Below are 19,967 nucleotides of genomic sequence, written 5' to 3'. Positions count from 1 at the left end.
CAGCATGCGAACGGCCAGCCAGATCGCCGCTCTGTTTACGGGGCCGCAAGTCCACCGGGACGTCTATACGTGCCCGGAAATCTACAAACTGGAAATGCAGCACCTGTTCGCAAACACCTGGGTGTTTGTCGGCCACGAAAGCCAGACCCCGAAAAAAGGCGACTATTTCACCACGCAGATTGGCGATCAGCCGGTCATTCAGGTGCGTCACTCGGATGATGAGATCTACGTTCTTTACAATCGTTGCCCGCACAAGGGCACAAAGATCGCCATCGACCGGGAAGGCAACACCGGCAAGTTCTTCCGTTGCCCCTACCATGCCTGGTCGTTCAAGACGAATGGCTGTCTGCTCGCGATCCCCCTGAAGAAGGGCTATGAGAATACCGGTTTCGAAGAGACCGAGAATGCCAAGGGCATGACACCGGTCGGTGCGGTCCGGAACTATCGCGGTTTTGTCTTTGCCCGGCTGGCTGCCGAAGGCATCGGTTTTGAAGACTATTTCGGCGACAGCATCAGCTCCATCGACAACATGGTCGACCGGTCCCCCGAAGGGCGGCTGGAAATCGCCGGGCCGCCGCTGCGCTACATGCACAAGTGCAATTGGAAGATGCTGGTTGAAAACCAGACCGACACCTGCCACCCGATGGTTGCCCATGAAAGTTCCGCCGGAACCGCGGTGAACATCTGGAAGGAGATGGGAAATCCGGAGCCACGCCCACCCGCAATGGAAATCATTGCGCCCTTCATGTCGCCTTACGAGTTCTTCGAGAACATGGGCATCCGCACCTGGCCGAACGGCCACGGACATACGGGCGTGCATCACTCGATCCACTCCGACTATTCCGCGATACCGGGCTATTTCGAGGCTCTGAGCGCGACCCATGGCAAGGACCGCGCCAAGGAAATTCTCGACGAGAACCGGCACAACACGGTCTATTTCCCGAACATCATGATCAAGGGTCCGATCCAGCAGCTGCGGAACTTCATTCCGCTGGGGCCGGACAAGACGCTGGTTGAAAGTTACATCTACCGACTCGTCGGGGCACCGGATGAACTGCTGGCACGCACCGCCATGTACAACCGGATGATCAATGCACCGACGTCGATGGTCGGGCACGACGATCTGGAAATGTACGAGCGCGCCCAGGAAGGCCTCATGTCCAACGGCATGGAATGGGTGAACATTCAACGCCTGAAAACCGGAGACGAAGACTTCACCGAGGAGGCCGTGGAAAACGGCACCACGGAACGGCAGATGCGCAACCAGTTCGATGCCTGGGTGAAATTCATGACAGCTACGATGGAGAAGGCGTGATGGCAATTTCCAGGGAAGAGGTCATCGACTTCATCTACGACGAAGCAAGGATGCTGGACGAGGGACGCTTCAGCGAATGGCTGTCGCTTTGGCTGGAGGACGGGCATTACTGGATGCCACTCGACTACAAGCAGACCGATCCGCATCTCGTGACGTCGCTGCTGTATGAGGACATATTCATGTTGCGTTTGCGGGTGGAACGACTGAACGGGGCCAGAACCTTCAGCCAGAAGCCCAAGAGCCGCTGTCACCATGTCATCCAGCGGCCCTTCATCGATGAGATGGAGGGTGACCGGATCGTCACCAACACTTCCATGCATTACGTCGAAACACGCCTCGACGAGCAGTTTCTGCTGGCGCTGACGGCTACGCACGAACTGAAGGTGGTCGACGGCGCGATCAGGATTGCCAACAAGCGGGTCGACATCCTCAACTGCGACGCCGCCTTCGGCAATATTCAGTTGCTGCCATGACCGCGACACCGCCAGATACAGTCTATGCCGCCTTCGCTGCCGCGGCTGAGAAATTTCCGGACCGGCCGTTTCTGAAGGTTCTGCCCAAGACTGCGGATATCTACGGCATACCAGCCGGGGACCTGACCTACGGGGCGGCCTTGCAGACGGTCGACGCGCTCGCACGGGACCTGATGGAGGCAGGCTATGGCGCCGGCATGCGCGTGGCCCTGCTTCTGGAGAACCGGCCCACGTTCTTCCTCCATTGGCTTGCGGTGAACCGGATTGGCGGGTCCGTGGTGCCGGTCAATCCTGACTTGCGAGCCGCGGAGCTGGAATATCTCATCGGTCATTCCGAACCGGCGCTGCTCGTTTCGATTGCCGACCGCAAGACGGAGCTTGAGAGAGCTGTCGCCGCTGCCGGCATCGCCGCGACTGTGATCGCTCCCGGAGAGCCGATCCCCCGGCCACGGGACGAGGCTGTCACTGCCCGGCTACTGGAAGGAGAGGCCCGCGAGGCAGCTATCCTCTATACCTCGGGCACCACCGGCAAACCGAAGGGCTGCGTGCTGCCCAATACCTATTTCCTGCTCGCCGGGCGCTGGTATGCCGGTGTGGGCGGATTAGCGACGCTGACGGAAGAGGGCGAGCGCATGATCACGCCCCTGCCCGTCTTTCATATGAACGCCATGGCCTACTCGTTCATGGCAATGGTCACGGTCGGCGGCTGCCTCACCGTGCTGGATCGTTTTCACCCACGCACGTGGTGGCAGGATGTCGCTGCGTCCCGGGCAACCTGCCTGCATTATCTGGGTGTGATGCCCTCCATGCTGACGGGCTTTGACCCCTCCCCTGCGGATCGCGCGCATGAAGTCCGCTTCGGGTTTGGCGCAGGTGTGGACCCGAAGCTGCAGATCGCTTTTGAGAACCGTTTCGGCTTTCCGCTGGTGGAAGCCTGGGCGATGACCGAGACCGGCGCTGGCGCCGTGATTGCCGCCTCTGGCGAAGATCGGCTGGTGGCCCAGGCGAGCATCGGCAAGCCGAGCAAGGGCGTGAACTGCCGGATTGTCGACGAGAATGGCGATGAGGCAGTTCAAGGTGAATTGCTAGTACGCCACGCGGGGCCGGATCCGCGTTACGGCTTCTTTTCGGAATACTACAAGGACGAGGCGGCAACGGAAGAAGCCTGGAAAGACGGCTGGTTCCACACCGGCGACATTGTGCGCCGGGGAACTGACGGCAACCTGTTTTTTGTCGACCGCAAGAAAAACGTCATCCGGCGGTCGGGCGAAAACATTGCGGCTGTGGAGGTGGAGTCGATCCTGATGCGTCATCCCGACATTGAGGCCGCCGGCATTGCCCCCGTCCCTGACCCTGTGCGCGGCGACGAGGTTTTTGCCTGCCTGAAGGTGAAGACCCCGAGCCCTGAAAAGGCCGCGGCAATCACACGCTGGTGTCTGGAGCAGATGGCCTATTACAAGGCTCCGGGCTACATCGCCTTTGTCGACAAGCTGCCGTTGACGCCGACACAGAAGATCCAGCGAGCTGCCTTGAAGGATTTGGCCCTGCAGCTTCTGGACCATCCCGATACAGTCTTCACCGGACACATGAAAAAACGGCAGGCCAGTTGATGGGAAAACGACAGAGCTATGAGGGTGTCGCGATCACTGCACCGGTTTCAGTGCCCTATCAGCGTTACTCCATCGAGACAGCCCATTGGTGGATTGCAGGCGCGTTGCGTGGGTCCCTTCAGGCCGCAGGCTTGAGACTTGCAGATGTCGACGGGTTTTCGGTTGCCAGTTTCACCCTGTTTCCGGATACGGCCGTCGGGTTGACGCAGCATCTTGGCCTGTGTCCCAGATGGCTGGACAATATTCCGATGGGCGGCGCCAGTGGTGTTATCGCCCTGCGCCGGGCCGCACGTGCGGTCCAGGCGGGCGATGCCGATATCGTCGCCTGCGTTGCCGGCGACACCAACCATATCGACAGCTTCAGAAATCTGCTGTCGAGCTTTTCCCGCTTCGCCCAGGACGCGTCCTACCCCTACGGTTTTGGCGGCCCTAATGCCAATTTCGCTCTTCTGACCGACAGATACATGCACGAATATGGCGCTACACGAGAGGATTTCGGCAGGATCTGCGTGGCGCAGCGCGCCAATGCCCTGCGCAATCCGAACGCGGTGATGAAAACATCGCTGACGCTCGAACAATATCTTCGCGCCCGTCCGATTGCAGACCCGATCGCTCTATTTGACTGTGTCATGCCCTGTGCCGGGTCCGAATGTTTTCTTGTCATGTCCGTTGAGGAAGCAGAGCGTCGGGACCTGCCCTATGCCGTGATCGGCGGCACGATCGAGCGCCACAACGCCCATGCAGAAGATCCCGTGCAGCTGCGCGGTGGCTGGACGCTCGACGTGGAAGAACTTTATGCCATGGCGGACTGTACGCCGGACGACATTGATCTCTTGCAGACCTATGATGATTATCCCGTCATCTCGATGATGCAGATCGAGGATCTCGGGTTCTGCGAAAAGGGCGACGGCCCGGATTTCGTCCGAAGCCGCGACCTGACGATTTCTGGAGATTTTCCGCACAACACGTCTGGTGGCCAACTATCGGCAGGCCAGGCTGGCGCTGCGGGCGGTTTCATCGGCCTGGTGGAAGCGCTTCGCCAGGTTCTGGGTACTGCGGGAGGCACCCAAGTGGCGGATGCCACGACCGCGATGGTGTCCGGCTTCGGCATGATCAATTACGACCGCGGCGTCTGTACGAGCGCGGCTATCCTGAAAGCAGGTAGCACGGCATGAGCACACCGCTTTCTCCTCCCCCCAAAAAAGACCCGCAAAAGCGCACGCAGTCTCCCCTGCGCCCACCGGAAGCCCGCTCCCGTGCGGCCCTCGGACTGACGGCAGCAGCGGCGGAGGGCCGCTTCGCACTGCAGGTCTGCGAAGACTGTGGCACGGTGCAATATCCCCCCCGGGACGTTTGCGGCCACTGTCTGTCAACCGGACTGGAATGGCAGGACATCTCACCGGCGGGCACGCTGTTGGCGGAGACCAGTATCCGCACATCGATCAATCTTTATTTCCGGGAACGAACACCCTGGCGCATGGGCTCTGTGAAACTGGAGGCCGGCCCCGTGGTCCTGTGCCATTTGCATGGCGACTGCGCACGCGGTGAGGCGGTAACCCTTCTCAATCGTCTCGACGCATCCGGCCAGGGCGTCTTGCTGGCAGTGCCCACGAACAGGACAAGCAATATGGAAGACGATCCGCAAATGCGTGCCCTTTCGGCCGATCCAAAGCACAGGCGCATCCTGATCACGGACCTGCGAAACCCGAACACACCAGCTCTGGTGACCTCGCTGCTGGAAGCGGGTGCCTCAACCGTCTTTGTTGGCGAAGCGGAAAGCTGGCGACCGCACGCCAACCGCGATCTGCTTTCCGGGCTCGATGGTGTCAGCGTGCTGCCACTCGATGTAACGGATACCGCATCGGTGCAGCGGCTGGCCGGGGAAATCGGCGGCAAGACGGATATTCTGGTCAACAACGCCCGCTTCCTCCGGCCGGGCGGCGTTCTGGCGCGCAGCGATACCACCTTCGCGCGCGAAGAAATGGAGACCAACTATCTCGGCCTGATGCGCCTTGCCCAGGCCTTCGGGCCCGGCATGTGCGCCCGCACCAACGATGGCGTCAATTCGGCGGTGGCCTGGGTGAATGTTCTTTCCGTCTTCGCGCTCTCCAACGCCCCGGACTTCGGCTGCTTTTCCGCCACGAACGCGGCGGCGTATTCGCTGTGTCAGTCTCTGCGCGGTGAATTCCGGTCATCGGGGCTGCGTGTGATGACCGTCTTCACCGGGCCGGATGACGACGACTGGACCCAGCCGGTGCCGCCGCCCAAGGTCACGTCAAAGGCGTTGGCAAAGGCAGTCGTCAAAGGGCTGCAGCAGGGCCTTGAAGATGTGTGGTGCGGCGACGTTGCCATGGAGATCCGCGAACGCTGGCGACGGGACCCGAAGGTTCTGGAACGCGAACTCACGCAAGGGGGAGAAGGCGCATGAGCACTCTGAACATGCTTGTTTCCGGCCTTGCTTCCGGAGCCGTCAGAATTGTCGACCTGACCCACACGCTCGACCCGGATTTTCCGGTGATCGTTCTGCCGCCCGAATTCGGTCAGTGCGCACGTTTCCGGATGGAGGAAGTCAGCGCCTACGATCACCGCGGTCCGGCATGGAAATGGCACAACATTTCCATGAGCGAGCACACCGGCACCCATTTTGATGCGCCCTCGCACTGGATTTCCGGCAAGGACGTGCCGAACGGCTCGGTTGACGAGATACCGGCAGAGGCTTTTGTCGGGCCTGTTGTGGTGATCGATTGCTCCAAAGGCGCGGCAGAGAACGACGATTTCGAACTGACGCCCGAGATCATCGCCGGCTGGGAAAGTGACCATGGCCGTATTCCGGCAGATGCCTGGGTGCTGATGCGTACCGACTGGTCCAAGCGTAGAGGCGCCGAGTATCTGAACATGCGCGCGGACGGGCCGCATTCGCCCGGACCAACGCCGGAGGCCATCCGCTTCCTGATCGAGGAGCGGAACATCCGCGGTTTCGGCACAGAGACGGTCGGAACGGATGCAGGTCAGGGCGCACATTACGTTCCGCCCTATCCTGCCCACTACTTTCTCCATGGCGCAGGAAAATACGGGCTGCAATGTCTGGCCAATCTGGATCAACTGCCGGCGACCGGCGCCGTGCTGATCGCAGCCCCCCTCAAAATCAAGAATGGAACCGGCAGCCCGCTTCGGGTTCTGGCGATGGTGGCGGAATGAGTGAATTTACGGCAGTCGTTACCGGTGGCAACAAGGGGATTGGTGCTGACCTGGCCGAACGGCTTCTCGGTCAGGGCTACAAGGTCGTGTCCGTTGCAAGATCCGCCCCGGAAAAGTCTCACCCGAACCTGCATTCGGTGGAAGCCGATCTGCTTGATGCGGAAGCCGTTGCGACCGCTGCCCACACCATTGCGGCGGAGTTCGATGTCACCCACCTGATCCACAATGCCGGGCTCATCTGGCCCAACCTTGTCGAGGACGCCAAGCCCGAGGACATCACCGGACTTGCGCAGTTGCACCTGGGATCGGCCTTGACGCTTCTGCAGGCGGCCCTGCCGGGTATGAAGGCGCGCCAGTTCGGACGTGTCATGTTCAATGCCTCCCGGGCGGCGCTCGGCGCACCGACCCGCACGGCCTACAGCGCCAGCAAGGCCGGCATGATCGGCATGGCCCGGACCTGGGCCCTGGAGCTTGCCCCTCACGGCATCACAGTCAATGTGGTCGCCCCCGGGCCGATCCTGACCGACAATTTCTGGGGCATCATCGAAAAGGACAGCCCGCAACAGGAAGCCCTTGCCAAACGCATTCCGGTCGGGCGCATCGGCAACGTCCGGGACGTGACCAATGCGTTCCTGTTTTTCTGCGATCCGGAAAACAGCTTCGTGACCGGACAGACGTTATACGTCTGCGGCGGTGCGAGCGTCGGAACCCTGACGATCTGAACTGCCTAACGTTCAGCTGTCTTTTTGTTCCTGTGGCATACAGGCCAGCAAGGCCGCCTTGACATCTTCCGGCCAGGGAATGGAGCAATGTTCGTCGAGATTGCTGGCCGCCAGCACCTGAGTGCTCGACCAGCGCTTTTCGCCCTTGCAGCTGATTTCGTGATGCATGGTGACCGACGACCGACCGACCCGCTGTACGGTTACCTCGAATTCCAGCTCTTCCCCGAAGAAAGAAGGGCTTGAGAAGTCGCTGGAAAGATGGACGGTCGGCGTTCCCCAGCGTTCCTCCCAGATGATCTTGTGCCAGGGATAACCAAGTTTCAGCCAGAATTCCTCGTTCACACCGTTGAGAATGTTCAGGTATGAGGGAAAATAGGCTGTTCCGGAGATATCGCAATCTCCGAAGTTGAGCATGCGGGTGGTTTTGAATGGTACGTCCAAGATGCGCGTCTCCCTGCCTTTGAACAGTCTGCCTCTCTACGGAGGCTGAAAATATTTTATTTGATTTTGCACATATCGCGGACACGCTTCAACACGAGCGTCATTCGCACGACCGGTGTCTCCGGGCTTGTTCGAGACTCTTTCCGCCACATCAACAGTCTCTATATCATTGAAATTTCTTCAAATACTGGCACCTCACCGAGACCTGACCAGTCGAAAGACTGATTGTGACACCTCAATACAATCTCTGAGCAATTGCAAAAAATACATGCAGTTTCATATTTATTGACAAGACCGGCTCATCAATGAAAGTATTCATAACGGTCTCGGCATGCGGAGGTGCCCAGCCAGATAGACGCATCGTTCAAGGGAGAGGAAGATGAAGTCGCTTTTCAGGATTGTTGGCGCTGCCGCAGTTTCACTGAGCCTCAGCGTTTCGGCGCTTTCGGCAGAAACCGTTCTCAAGATTTCAAGCTGGCTGCCGCCAACCCATAGCGTGAATACCGGCATTTTTGCCAATCTCATCACGATGATGGAAGAAGCCACCGGCGGAGAAGTCACAGGCGAGCTTGTCTTCGGACTCGCACCGCCCCCGGCCCAGATGGACCTGGTTCTTGATGGGGCCGCAGACATGGCTATTATTTTCCACGGGTATCAACCGGGCCGTTTCGTCGGGACGAAGCTGATCGAACTGCCGGGTTATGAAGGCAACGCGGAAGCTGCATCCGTCGCCTATTGGCGCGTTTATGAAAAATACCTCGCCGACCTGAAAGAGCATCGCGGCGTCAAGGTCATTTCGCTCAACACCCATGGCCCCGGTCAGATCCATTCCAGCAAGGAAGTTTCCAGTCTTGCCGACATGAACGGCCTGAAAACGCGCATCGGCGGCGGTGTTGCTGGTGACGTTGGATCGGCGCTGGGTCTGATAGGCATCAACGTTCCGGCTCCCAAGGTTTATGAAACACTGGAATCCGGTGCGGCCGACGCTGTGGCGATGAACGTCGGCGAGCGTGTTGGCTTCAAGCTGAACGAAGTGGCCAAGTATCTTTATGACATGCCGGGCGGTCTCTATCGCGGCTCCTTTGCTGTGATCATGAGCCAGGAAAAATTCGATAGCCTGCCGGAAGATGTCCAGAAGGCCCTGGACGAGCAAGTCTTTGGGGAGCCCGCCAGCCGGATGGCAGGTGCATCCTGGGACGAGTCCGACAAGATTGCCTATGAAGCGACCAAGAACGCAGAAGGCACGAAAATCACGCCCGCGAGCGACGATGACATCGCGAAGTTCAAGGAAATCAGCAAGGAAGTCACGGACAAGGTTCTAGGAGAACTTGAGGAAGCCGGGGTGGATGCGAAAGCCGCCTATGAGATGGTCAAGAAGGAAATGGCCGGAAACTAACGAGTCCGGGCGGTCCGGTTTGTCCGGACCGCCCGTAGCTTAAGGATCAGGACGTGCCCCGTCTTCTCAAGTTTGCGGCCAGTCTGCCGGCGCTTCTAGCCTCGTTTGCATTGTTCGTCCTCATGGTCATGACATTTTGCGACGTGGTGCTCCGGTCGGTGTTCAACGCTCCGATTGAAGTTGCCGCCGACATGACGCGCCTGCTCATGGCAATCATGGTTTTCTCCGTCCTGCCGGTCGTCTCCGCCAAGGAGGGCCACATCTGCGTCGACCTGACAGACGGCATGTTCAAGCGGGCCGGACTGACCCGCTGGCGCAACGCCTTCACGGATCTCTTTTGCGGCCTGATACTGATCCTGCCGGCCATGCGCGTGTTTGATCTCGCCGAACGGAGCCGGTCTTACGGCGACGTCATGGAATACCTGCGCCTGCCCTTGCACTATGTCGGATGGTTCATTGCCGTCGTCACGGCAATTACCGCCGCAGTCCTCATTGTCCGCGGTCTCGGCCATATATTCGCACCGAAATTGATGAGCCCCCAGCATGCTTGAAGGACTTCTCGGATTCGCGGCGGTTCTGGCACTTGTTCTGCTGCGCGTTCCCATCGCCTTTGCCATGGGCTTTGTGGGCATGGTCGGCTTCACAATTGAAATGGGGTACCGTGCCTCGATTTCCATGACCGCCCGCCTGATCATCGACACAAGCCAGGACTATGGCCTTTCGGTCGTGCCGCTGTTCATTCTCATGGGCCTGCTCGTCAACAAGGCCGGGATCAGCCGCGAGCTCTATGCCGCGTCCAATGCGTTTCTCGGTCATTTCCGCGGTGGACTGGCCATGGCAACCATCGTTGCCTGCGGTGGCTTTGCCGCCATCTCCGGATCGTCACTTGCAACTGCCGCCACCATGTCGAAAGTGGCCATGCCGGAAATGCGCCGGTTCGGCTACGCCGACAAATTGTCGACGGCCTCGATTGCCGCAGGCGGTACGCTCGGCATCCTGATCCCGCCGTCAGTGATCCTGGTCATTTACGGTCTCCTGACCGAAACCTCTATCGGAAAGCTTTTTGTCGCCGGCATCCTTCCCGGTCTTCTGGGGGTCATTCTTTACCTCGTCGCGGTTCAGTTCACAGTCTGGCGCGATCCGAAAGCCGGTCCGGCGGGCGAACGGGTGAGCCTGAGCGGCAGACTGTCCGCCTTGAAGGAAGTCTGGGCCGTTCTGTTGCTGTTCTTTCTGGTGATTGGCGGGCTTTACGGGGTCTTCGACGTGCCCCCGATCAACCTGACCTTCTCACCGACGGAAGCTGCCGGCATGGGCGCAATGGGGGCTTTTCTGATTGCCCTTGCCCGCAGGCGTCTGTCCCTCGCCGATACCCTGGAAGCCCTGCGCGAAACGGCCATGACCGCAGCCAGCCTGTTTGCCGTGCTGATTGGTGCCTGGATCTTTTCAAACTTCGTCAACATCGCAGGCCTGCCGACCGCGCTCAGCAATCTGGTGACCGCCTACAATCTGCCGCCATGGATGGTCATGGGCCTGATCCTGCTGATCTATATTGCGCTTGGCTGTGTCTTTGAAAGCCTGTCGATGCTGCTGTTGACCGTGCCGATCTTCTTTCCAGTCGTGACCGGGCTCGGTTATGATCCGGTATGGTTCGGCATTATCGTCGTCGTGGTGACAGAAATCAGCCTGATCACACCTCCGGTCGGCCTCAACGTCTTCGTGTTGCGGGCTGTGGTCGGCGATGTGCCGACAGCCACCATCTTCAAGGGTGTCACGCCGTTCTGGATGGTCGACATTCTTCGGCTGATCATCTTGCTGACACTGCCGGGGCTTGTGCTCCTGCTGCCAAACCAGATGTAAAGCCGGATACTTAGTGACAGCAGCCGGCAAACCTCATCGATGGGCGCTGGCAACGGGAGCGCAATCACCGTAACTTCCGGTGTGTGCTGTCTGAAATTTTTCTGGGAGGAAAAAATGGAACGCACTGCGAACCCCGCAGACGTGCCAAAAGGCGGAAAGTCTTCAGGAGACGAAGGGCGCACTCCGGCGGTGGCTGAAGCCCAGTGCCCGTTTTCGAAGATGGCAGCAGATTTCGACGCCTTCGCCGGCCCCTATCAGGCAGACCCGGCAGAGGCCTTGCGCTGGTCACGCGATCAACTGCCCGTCTTCTTCAGCCCCAAACTCGGGTATTGGGTGGTCAGCCGCTACGACGACATCAAGGCTGTCTTCCGCGACAACATTCTTTTTTCGCCCCGAAACGCTCTGGAAAAAATCACGCCGGCGACACCGGAGGCCATGGAGGTTCTCAAGGGCTACGGCTACGCCATGAACCGGACCATGGTGAACGAGGACGAACCTGTTCACATGGAACGGCGACGCGCCCTGATGGATCATTTCCTGCCGGACAATCTGGAAGCCAGGCAGGATATGGTGCGCCGGCTGACCCGCGAAAAGATCGATGCCTTCATCGACAGCGGCCGGGTCGATCTGGTCGACGCCATGCTCTACGAAGTTCCGCTGAATGTCGCCCTGCATTTTCTCGGCGTACCGGAAGACGACATTGCCGTTCTGAAAAACTTTTCTGTCGCCCACTCGGTCAATACCTGGGGCAAGCCCACCGACGAACAGCAGGTCGCCATCGCGCATGACGTGGGCCAGTTCTGGAACTATGCCGGCAAGATCATCGAAAAGATGCGCAAGGAGCCGGAAGGAACCGGCTGGATGCATGAAACGATCCGCAAGAACGCGGAAATGCCTGATGTCGTGCCGGACAGCTACGTGCATTCGATGATGATGGCGATCATCGTCGCCGCCCACGAAACGACGTCACTTGCCTCGGCCGGCATGTTCAAGACACTGCTCAGCAACAGGCAGGCCTGGCTGGATATCTGTGAGGATCCGAGCCTGATCCCGAACGCGGTGGAAGAATGCCTGCGCTATTCCGGCTCCATCGTTGCCTGGCGGCGGCAGGCGACGGCGGCGACCAGCATCGGTGGCGTAGACATCCCGGAAGGCGCAAAGCTGCTCATCGTTCAAGCGTCCGGCAATCAGGATGAACGGCACTTCGAAGATGCCGACCAGTTTGATATCTACCGCGACAATGCCGTCGATCATCTGACCTTCGGTTATGGCAGCCATCAATGCATGGGCAAGAATATCGCCCGCATGGAAATGCGGATCTTTCTTGAAGAGATCACCCGCCGGCTGCCTCATCTTCAGTTGGCTGAACAGCAGTTTACTTATCTGTCCAACACCTCTTTCAGAGGTCCCGATCATGTCTGGGTCGAATGGGATCCGGCAAGGAACCCCGAGAGGGCAAACCCTTCGATTGCCCAAGGCAATCACCACTTCACAGTCGGAGCGCCCGCACGCCGCGACATTGCCCGCAAAATCCGCATCAAGACTGTCCGCCGGGAAGCAGACGGTATCCTGGGTCTGACGATTGAGGACGCCAAAGGACGACCTCTGCCGCGCTGGAGCGCCGGAGCCCATATCGAACTGTGCCTGGACGGCTTTGATCGCAAATATTCGCTGTGCGGCAGAGCCGATGCCGGGGCCTACGACATCGCCGTGCTCCTGGAAAAGGAAGGACGTGGCGGGTCCCGCCGCCTCCACGAAGTCGCCGCAGAGGGGGTGGAACTACGCCTTCGCGGTCCCAGCAACCTCTTCCGGCTCAATGAGCATGCACCCTCATACATCCTCATAGCCGGAGGGATCGGCATTACCCCTATCCTCGCGATGGCAGACCGTCTGAAGAACTTGGGACGAGATTATGCCATCCACTATTGCGGGCGTTCTCGCCGCAGCATGGCTTTTCTGGACCGGTTGCAAGCCGACCACGCCGAGCGGCTTTCAGTACATGCCAGAGACGAAAGCCCGCGCGCCAATTTGGCAGACATCGTTGCGCGCTTGCCTGAAGGCGGACAGATCTATGCCTGCGGACCGGAACGAATGATCACCGAACTGGAAGATCTCACCGCCGGACTTCCCGATGGCACATTGCACTTCGAACATTTCTCAGCGCAGGAGACCACTCTCGATCCATCGAAGGAACACGCCTTTCAGGTCGACTTGAAAGACTCCGGCCTGACTGTTGAAGTCGCCGCCAATGTGACGCTGCTCGACGCGCTTCTTGCTTCAGGTATCGACATTTCCTGCGATTGTCGGGAAGGCCTCTGTGGCAGTTGCGAGGTCGAGGTGCTCGAAGGAGAGATCGATCATCGCGACGTGGTGCTGACGCGCACTGAACGAGCAGAAAACCGGCGCATGATGTCTTGCTGCTCGCGTTCGGTGAGGGGTGGCAAACTCAAGCTGGCGCTGTAGATCTGCACGATCCTGACATTTGCAAATACCATCCTCTTCGCTATGTGCCAGCATGGCTGTGGCGGGTATGCGCAACTTCAAAGTGTGTCGCATAACACTGCACAGAATGAAAATCCCAATCAGGCAAAACATTCTCACAACCAATAGTAGTATTATTATCCACTGATTGCAAATATATCCTTGTCAAATCCCACAATACTCACTCAACAACACAGAGACAACGTGCAATTAAACAATCGATTTATGGAAATTTACGTATGGTTAGTCTGTTAATACATTTCTGCCAGAAATAAATACCAGAACCGTGTTTATGGAGCGTGGGAATGTTTGGAAAAGCGCAAAGCGCACTTGTTGCCGCTGCCGTGGAAAAGTTGACCGCTAATGTCATGATCGCCGATGGCGATTACAACATCACTTACATGAACTCGGCTGTGCAGGAACTGTTGCAGGAAGCAGAAGAAGAAATTCGAACGAAATTCCCTGACTTTCGGGCGAACCAACTTCTCGGCAAGTCGATCGACATCTTCCACCAGAACCCTGCTCACCAGAGAAATCTGCTCGACAGCCTCACCAATACGCATCGGGCGACCATCAAGATCGGTGATACGTTCTTTGATCTCATTGCGAGCCACGTCTGGCAGGGTAAGAAGCGAATTGGCACCGTCGTTGAATGGGCCAACGCCGAAGAACGGCTTCAGAACCTGGAATTCAAGGAAAAGCTGTTCGCTATCAGTCGGTCTCAGGCCGTAATCGAATTCGACATGAAAGGCACGGTTCTCGATGCAAACGAGAATTTCCTGAGTGCTTTCGAGTACTCACTCGATGAAATTCGAGGCCAACACCACAGCCTTTTCGTGGACCCAAAGGAGCGTGAGTCCGAGGAATACCGCCGCTTCTGGGATGAGCTCAAGGCGGGAAAATTCCAGTCCAATGAGTTCAAGCGCATCGGCAAGGGCGGCAAGGAGGTGTGGATTCAGGCAACTTACAATCCCCTTTTCGATCCTGCGGGAAACCCTTACAAAGTTGTCAAATTTGCCTTCGACATAACCGAACAGGTATTGGAACGGCAGCGCCGACTTGTCCTGCAGGAACAAATCGACAAGGATCTTTCGGAGATCGCAGAGGCGATTTCAAGTGCGAAAGATCAGGCCACGAGTTCGGCATCGGCTTCGGAAGAGACTTCCTCCAGTGTGCAAACCGTGGCAGCAGCCGCCGAGGAACTCGTCGCGTCTATTCAGGAAATCAGCCGACAGGTGCAGACCGCGCTGGATGTGTCCAAGGACGCCTCCAATGAGGCACAACGTTCCGGCGAGATCATGTCCGGGCTTTCCGAAAATGCCAAGACGATCGGTTCTGTCATCGAATTGATCGATGGCATTGCCAGCCAAACCAATCTTCTGGCCCTGAACGCGACGATTGAAGCCGCGCGTGCCGGAGAGGCAGGCAAGGGATTTGCCGTGGTCGCCTCCGAGGTCAAGAGCCTGGCTTCGCAAACCAGTAGCGCGACCGAAGAAATTTCCAGTCAAATCAGTGCAATGCAAGACACGACAGGACATGCGGTCACCGCAATCGAAGCCATCATGGCGGTGATTACAAACATCGGGGACATCGCCGCCAGTATCGCCTCGTCCGTGGAAGAACAGACCGCCGTTACCAACGACATTTCCGCCAACATGCAATCTGCGGCGCAAGGCGTTGAGCACATTACCGCGAGCATGCAGTCGATTTCCTCGGCAACGGCCCAAATTGATGTCGCCACGCAGAATGTCAGGGAAGCATCCCAGTCATTGATGTGAGCGAAAGACAGAACACGCATCAGATGAGTGTTCTGTCCTGGAGCTCACCTTTAGCCGGGAGGCAATGACCGACAACAAAGCGGCTTTGCCTCAAACCGTCCGCAACCCGGCAACCGAAGCCAACAAGAGGTACGGAAGCACCTTCCGGAGTGCTACCGTACCTCTTCGTTTTGGGCGTCGTTTGACGTTTTTCTGCGCCGGAAAAGCGCTGAGCCGATTGGCCATATGATGAGGGCCAGGGTGGCGATCGCAATAGTCGCAGAAATCGGCCGCGTCACGAGATCACTGAAGTCGCCGCGGCTGATCAGCAGGGCGCGGCGGATGTTCTGCTCGGCCATCGGCCCCAGGATAAGGCCAAGCACGATCGGAGCGAGAGGCACTTCCATCTTTTCAAGAAAATAGCCGCACGCCCCCGCGACGAACATGATCCACAGATCGATGACACGGCCGTTGATGACGTAGACACCAACAGCCATGAGGACGAGAACGGTGGGAACGAGCAGCACGCCGGGCAGACGCTGGACCTGCGCGAAGACACGCGTCGCCGCCGCGCCGCCGACAATGAGGATGATCAGCGACGTCAGCAGCATTTCGACCATGAACCCGCCGACCAGTTGAGGGTTCTGGTGGAACAGCTGGGGTCCTGGCTGGAGGCCGTGGATCAGAAGGGCCCCCAGCACCAGAGCGGCAATGACGTTGCCCGGAATGCCGAGCGCGAGTGCCGGGATCATCGACGCCGCGTTATCGGCATTGTTGCCGCATTCGGCGGCCGCGACGCCTCTCGGATTACCCTTGCCGAAGCTCTTCGGGTCGTCGCTGGCGTTCTTTGCCGCGTTGTAGCTGAGAAAAGCCGCGACGTTGCCGCCCGCGCCCGGCAGAATGCCCACGCTGATGCCGATCAGCGAGGAGCGGATCCAGGTCGGGATCAGCGTTTTGACCTCGCTCCAGGGAACCCGAACGTTGTCGAGCTTGAGGTCGCTGGCCGACAGTCCGTCCAGATCCGCCCTTTCTGCGAGCGAAAGAACAGGCGGCAGTGCGTAAAGGCCGACGAGGATCACGATCAGGTCCAGGCCGCTCAGCAGCCAGGTCTGGTCGAAGGTGTAACGTGGTGCGCCAGAGAGCTGGTCGAGGCCGACCGTGCCGAGCAGCAGTCCGAAGACCGCGGCCATCAGGCCTTTTACCGCGTCGTTACCAACCAGAACCCCGACAGAGGCCATGCCGAAGACGGCAATCCAGAAATATTCAGCCGGTCCGAAGGCGAGCGTTGCCCGGGCGAGCAGAGGACCGACAGTGATCAGCGCCAAAGCCGACGCCGTACCGCCGAGTGCAGAGGACCAGCAGGCAATCTTCAGCGCGCGTGCGGCCTGCCCCTTCTGCGCCATCGGGTAGCCGTCAAAGGTGGTCGCGATTGCTGCCGGTGTGCCTGGAATACGCAGAAGGATCGCGGGGATGGCGCCACCGTACATCGAGCCGTTATAGATGCCGGCGACCATCGCAAGGGCGACCAGCGGATCCATGGAATAGGTAAGCGGCAGCAGCAAGGCAATTGCCATGACGGGATTCAGTCCCGGCAGCGCGCCGATGAAGACACCGAGAATGGAGGAGCCGATCATGGCCAGGATTGGCCCTGTTGCCAAAACGCTGGATAATATGGAGGTGATCGTTTCCATGAGGGGCCAGACCTAAAACCGCTTCCAGATTTCAGTGGGCAGCGGTTTTTCGAGCAATAGCGAGAAGACCGACCAGACGATGCCGATGAAGACCACCGTGACCAAGCCGAGATAGATTGGCTGCCGGAAGCCAAGCACAACGGGCAAGGCGATCACGAGCAGCGCGGATGTGGTGTAGAAGCCGAGAGCGGGGACGAGTGCAAGGTAGAGCGCAGCGCACACGAGTGTCAGCAGCATGCGAGGCGTGTGCTGGGTAAGCGGCCGCTCGTCGAGCCGCTTTCGCTTGAGCGCCTTCAAAGAAACGAGACCGCCAAGCCCGGCCAGGATCACCCCCAGCACCATCGGATATCCGCCGGAGGCACCGGAATAAGCGGCGGCTTTTATAGCCGCTGCCACCCCTATCACTGCGAAAACGACGCCGAGCAGTATGTCTTGCCGCTGCTCGGTCACTGAGAGAGACCGAGGTTTTTGGCAGCTTCTGCCAGACCGTCGAATTCGGACTGCAGCCGTGCTGAGAGCGCTTCTCCGGTAACGACATGCGGGATTTCGCCCTTGGTCGCTAGGAACTCGACATATTCCGGGTCGTTGACGGTTTTTTCCAGTGCGGCGACGAGCCGGTCGGCAATGGCCTGGTCTAGCCCTGCCGGAGCAAGGAACATGCGCCACAGCAAGGTTTCCTGGGCCGCGAGGTCGAGGCTTTCGAGACCGGCCGCTTGCGGAAGAGCGTCAACCGTGGACGCCGATGTAACGATCAGGCATTTCGCCTCGCCCGATTCCACGTAAGGAAGGACCGGCGAGATGGATCCGCCATAGATGTCGATATGACCGCCGAGGAAGTTCTGCAGCGTCTCGCCCGCTCCGCCGAAGGGAATGGCCACTGCCTTGATGTCACGCTGCTGAAAGATACGTTCGGCAGCAAGTTGCATGGTGCCGCCGATACCGTCGTTTCCGTAGGTGTATTTGTTCGGATTGGCTGCAAGTTCGTCCAGGAACTGAGCCCCGTCTTCTGCCGGAAAGTCCGGTTTGACGCACATCGTGTACGCAGTTTCAGACGTGGAAGCGATTGGCGTGAAACTGTCGAGACCATAGGCGGTCTTCTGAACCTGCGGCACCGTGGTAATCGGGCTGTTCCAGGTTGCGAGCAGGGAATAGCCATCGGGTTGCGCCTGCATGAACTGGGTCACGCCAACCGAACCGCCACCGCCGGCGACGTTCAGGATCGCCATCGAGGCAGCGAGCTCCTTTTCAAGCAGGATCGCCAGTTTACGGGCACTGGTATCGGTGCCGCCGCCAGCTGGCGCGGGCACGGTCACCTCGATAGCGCGCTCGGGGTATTCCGCCAGTGCCGGCGCAGCGACAAGCGGCAGCAAGGCAATGCCAAGTAGCAGTTTTTTCAACGTGAGTCCTCCTTGTTGTGTGTTCGCTCAACCGATGCGGCTGCGATAGCGGAACCGGTTTGCGGGGCCACGAGCGATACGCCATTCGATCGGAATACCCTTGATGGAATAGGCGGTGCGTTCGATCACCGCGACCGCTTCACCTGGCTTTATTTCAAGGCGGGCAGCTGTGATTTCGTCCGCAGTTCCAAAACTGACCTCATCATCGGCCGATGCGACGAAGACATCGAAACGGTCGAGATAAACCGGGTAGAGAAGTGGGCCTACTTCATTGTCCGGGATCATTTCAAAACCAGCGAACAGATTGGCCGGTATGTAAATGTCTTCGGACAGGAACGGCTTGTCGGCGAAATCGCGCAGGCGCTCGATCCGGATGACGTCATCCGTGCCCAGCACCTTTGCAACAGAGTCTGGTGCCTTGACGCGCGAGCGTGAGAGCAGCCGGCTTGTGGGAATACTCTGGCCGCTTCCAGCGTCACGCATCTGGAAAAAACGGAACAAGGTTGCATTGAAGGCCGGTTTGCGAAGATAGGTGCCTGACCCCTGACGCCGTTCGAGAAGGCCTTCATCCACCAGCATCTGAACGGCCTTGCGGACCGTACCGACGGAAAGGCCGCCGTCACGCGCGAGGCGGTTATCGGAGGGAAGCGCTTCATCAGTGCGCCATTCACCAGCGGCAATGCGCGCGGCAAGGTCATCCCGTAGCCGCAGATAAGCGGGCAATCTGGTATCGATCGTCGACGCAGTTTCGACCATACGCTCGTCCTCCTCGCGGCACACGAAACAGCATTTGACCCATCTAGTCAACCAGTTCTATATATAACTTTCATTTAAGGAGACGGAATGTTCAGGTTCGATTGCCACGCACATGTCTATGAACAAGTCGTGCCCACGGGTCCCGTTCGGTATCTTCCGGAGCATCCCGCCCCGCTCACCCAGTGGCTTTCGAAAATCACCTCAAACGCCCTGACGGGAGGCGTGATCGTTCAGGTCAGTTTTCTCGGCACAGACAACAGCCAGCTTCTCTGCGCACTTGCGGACCTGGACAAGCACCGTTTCGCGGGGGTTGCGGTGACCGACCTTGATGTGCCGGAACAGGAACTGGAGGAGCTTTGCCGCGGCGGGGTGCGTGGTCTGCGCTGGAACCTCGTCGGGGACACCCCGCTTCCGGATCTGGAGTCGGAAAGTCTGCACCACTTCGCCGGCCGGTTGCGCGACCTCGGGATGCATGTCGAGATTCAGCTTGAGAGCCCGCGGCTCGCAGACTGGCTTCAGCCGTTGTCGCGTTTGGGGCTGCCTGTCGTTATCGATCATATCGGCCTACCGGTTTCACTGGACGCACAGAACGAACCCTGGATCGATGCGCTGGCGGCGCTCTCTGATCGTTCGTCCTTTTTCGTCAAGCTGAGTGCACCTTATCGCGGCATCCCGGATCCTCGCGACCACATCGCGCGCCTACGGGATTTGCTGGGTGACGGCCGCTTCGTCTGGGGCAGCGACTGGCCGCACACCAGGCACGAGAATTACGCCGTCTACGAAGGACTGCTGGCGCTCGGTGAAGACTACGACGATGCCAGCGCAGCCGAGGCGCTTTACGGCATCACGATCTGACGGGCACAGTCATGGTGG

General features: G+C 58.9%; 18 protein-coding genes. 13 read left to right on the top strand and 5 right to left on the bottom strand.

The genetic code is table 11. From position 1 onward, the window contains the following. Positions 1–4 precede the first annotated feature (4 nt). Genes FMN63_RS10625 through FMN63_RS10595 form a run of 7 tightly spaced genes read left to right on the top strand, consistent with a single transcriptional unit; the run spans position 5 to position 7,318 of the window. A complete protein-coding gene (locus FMN63_RS10625; RefSeq protein ID WP_148583945.1) occupies positions 5–1,315 on the top strand; it encodes an aromatic ring-hydroxylating dioxygenase subunit alpha in 1,311 nt (436 codons plus the stop codon). Beyond that, positions 1,315–1,788, top strand: a complete 474-nt coding sequence (locus FMN63_RS10620) for an aromatic-ring-hydroxylating dioxygenase subunit beta (protein ID WP_148583944.1) — start codon at positions 1,315–1,317, stop codon at positions 1,786–1,788. The genes FMN63_RS10625 and FMN63_RS10620 overlap by 1 nt, the downstream gene beginning before the upstream one ends. Continuing rightward, entirely contained in the window at positions 1,785–3,398 is a 1,614-nt protein-coding gene (locus FMN63_RS10615) for an AMP-binding protein (RefSeq protein WP_148583943.1), read from the top strand. The genes FMN63_RS10620 and FMN63_RS10615 overlap by 4 nt, the downstream gene beginning before the upstream one ends. Further along, positions 3,398–4,573, top strand: a complete 1,176-nt coding sequence (locus FMN63_RS10610; RefSeq protein ID WP_148583942.1) for a thiolase family protein — start codon at positions 3,398–3,400, stop codon at positions 4,571–4,573. Before FMN63_RS10615 ends, FMN63_RS10610 begins: the two co-directional genes overlap by 1 nt. Continuing rightward, positions 4,570–5,826 (top strand): SDR family NAD(P)-dependent oxidoreductase, encoded by a 1,257-nt coding sequence (locus tag FMN63_RS10605; protein WP_148583941.1) that lies wholly within the window; start codon positions 4,570–4,572, stop codon positions 5,824–5,826. The genes FMN63_RS10610 and FMN63_RS10605 overlap by 4 nt, the downstream gene beginning before the upstream one ends. Beyond that, the gene (locus tag FMN63_RS10600; protein WP_148583940.1) at positions 5,823–6,596 is read left to right on the top strand and encodes a cyclase family protein; all 774 of its coding nucleotides are present in this window, start codon (positions 5,823–5,825) and stop codon (positions 6,594–6,596) included. Before FMN63_RS10605 ends, FMN63_RS10600 begins: the two co-directional genes overlap by 4 nt. Then, positions 6,593–7,318, top strand: a complete 726-nt coding sequence (locus FMN63_RS10595) for an SDR family NAD(P)-dependent oxidoreductase (RefSeq protein WP_148583939.1) — start codon at positions 6,593–6,595, stop codon at positions 7,316–7,318. Before FMN63_RS10600 ends, FMN63_RS10595 begins: the two co-directional genes overlap by 4 nt. 12 nt (positions 7,319–7,330) lie before the next feature. Here the strand turns inward: FMN63_RS10595 and FMN63_RS10590 are convergent, their stop codons facing one another. Beyond that, on the bottom strand, positions 7,331–7,759 hold the full coding sequence (locus FMN63_RS10590; RefSeq protein WP_353619191.1) for an acyl-CoA thioesterase: 429 nt from the start codon (positions 7,757–7,759) through the stop codon (positions 7,331–7,333). Between the two features lie 379 nt (positions 7,760–8,138). Between FMN63_RS10590 and FMN63_RS10585 the strand changes: the two genes are divergently transcribed. The 5 genes from FMN63_RS10585 to FMN63_RS10565 all read left to right on the top strand — a co-directional run bounded on the left by FMN63_RS10585 (position 8,139) and on the right by FMN63_RS10565 (position 15,271). Beyond that, positions 8,139–9,155 (top strand): TRAP transporter substrate-binding protein, encoded by a 1,017-nt coding sequence (locus FMN63_RS10585; RefSeq protein WP_148583938.1) that lies wholly within the window; start codon positions 8,139–8,141, stop codon positions 9,153–9,155. 122 nt (positions 9,156–9,277) lie between these two features. Beyond that, on the top strand, positions 9,278–9,706 hold the full coding sequence (locus FMN63_RS10580) for a TRAP transporter small permease subunit (RefSeq protein ID WP_209001073.1): 429 nt from the start codon (positions 9,278–9,280) through the stop codon (positions 9,704–9,706). Continuing rightward, positions 9,699–11,012, top strand: coding sequence for a TRAP transporter large permease (locus FMN63_RS10575; protein ID WP_148583936.1), 1,314 nt, complete (start codon positions 9,699–9,701; stop codon positions 11,010–11,012). Before FMN63_RS10580 ends, FMN63_RS10575 begins: the two co-directional genes overlap by 8 nt. 114 nt (positions 11,013–11,126) lie before the next feature. Then, on the top strand, positions 11,127–13,475 hold the full coding sequence (locus FMN63_RS10570) for a cytochrome P450/oxidoreductase (RefSeq protein WP_205513978.1): 2,349 nt from the start codon (positions 11,127–11,129) through the stop codon (positions 13,473–13,475). A gap of 362 nt (positions 13,476–13,837) precedes the next feature. Continuing rightward, the gene (locus FMN63_RS10565) at positions 13,838–15,271 is read left to right on the top strand and encodes a methyl-accepting chemotaxis protein (protein ID WP_209001064.1); all 1,434 of its coding nucleotides are present in this window, start codon (positions 13,838–13,840) and stop codon (positions 15,269–15,271) included. A 152-nt stretch (positions 15,272–15,423) separates the two neighbouring features. Here the strand turns inward: FMN63_RS10565 and FMN63_RS10560 are convergent, their stop codons facing one another. The 4 genes from FMN63_RS10560 to FMN63_RS10545 are packed head-to-tail and all read right to left on the bottom strand — an operon-like array spanning position 15,424 to position 19,094. Beyond that, positions 15,424–16,941, bottom strand: coding sequence for a tripartite tricarboxylate transporter permease (locus FMN63_RS10560; RefSeq protein ID WP_148583934.1), 1,518 nt, complete (start codon positions 16,939–16,941; stop codon positions 15,424–15,426). Positions 16,942–16,953: 12 nt separating this feature from the next. Continuing rightward, positions 16,954–17,391: a tripartite tricarboxylate transporter TctB family protein gene (locus FMN63_RS10555; protein WP_148583933.1), complete on the bottom strand. Its 438-nt coding sequence runs from the start codon at positions 17,389–17,391 to the stop codon at positions 16,954–16,956. Continuing rightward, positions 17,388–18,338: a tripartite tricarboxylate transporter substrate binding protein gene (locus FMN63_RS10550; protein WP_148583932.1), complete on the bottom strand. Its 951-nt coding sequence runs from the start codon at positions 18,336–18,338 to the stop codon at positions 17,388–17,390. The genes FMN63_RS10555 and FMN63_RS10550 overlap by 4 nt, the downstream gene beginning before the upstream one ends. 27 nt (positions 18,339–18,365) lie before the next feature. After that, positions 18,366–19,094, bottom strand: coding sequence for a GntR family transcriptional regulator (locus FMN63_RS10545; protein ID WP_148583931.1), 729 nt, complete (start codon positions 19,092–19,094; stop codon positions 18,366–18,368). An 87-nt stretch (positions 19,095–19,181) separates the two neighbouring features. Between FMN63_RS10545 and FMN63_RS10540 the strand changes: the two genes are divergently transcribed. Beyond that, complete coding sequence (locus FMN63_RS10540) at positions 19,182–19,949, top strand: amidohydrolase family protein (protein ID WP_148583930.1); 768 nt, start codon at positions 19,182–19,184, stop codon at positions 19,947–19,949. Positions 19,950–19,967 lie beyond the last annotated feature (18 nt).

Origin of the sequence: Stappia sp. BW2 (assembly GCF_008107695.1) — a bacterium.
Lineage (GTDB): Bacteria > Pseudomonadota > Alphaproteobacteria > Rhizobiales > Stappiaceae > Roseibium.
This window is presented reverse-complemented; position numbering and strand designations above follow the sequence as displayed.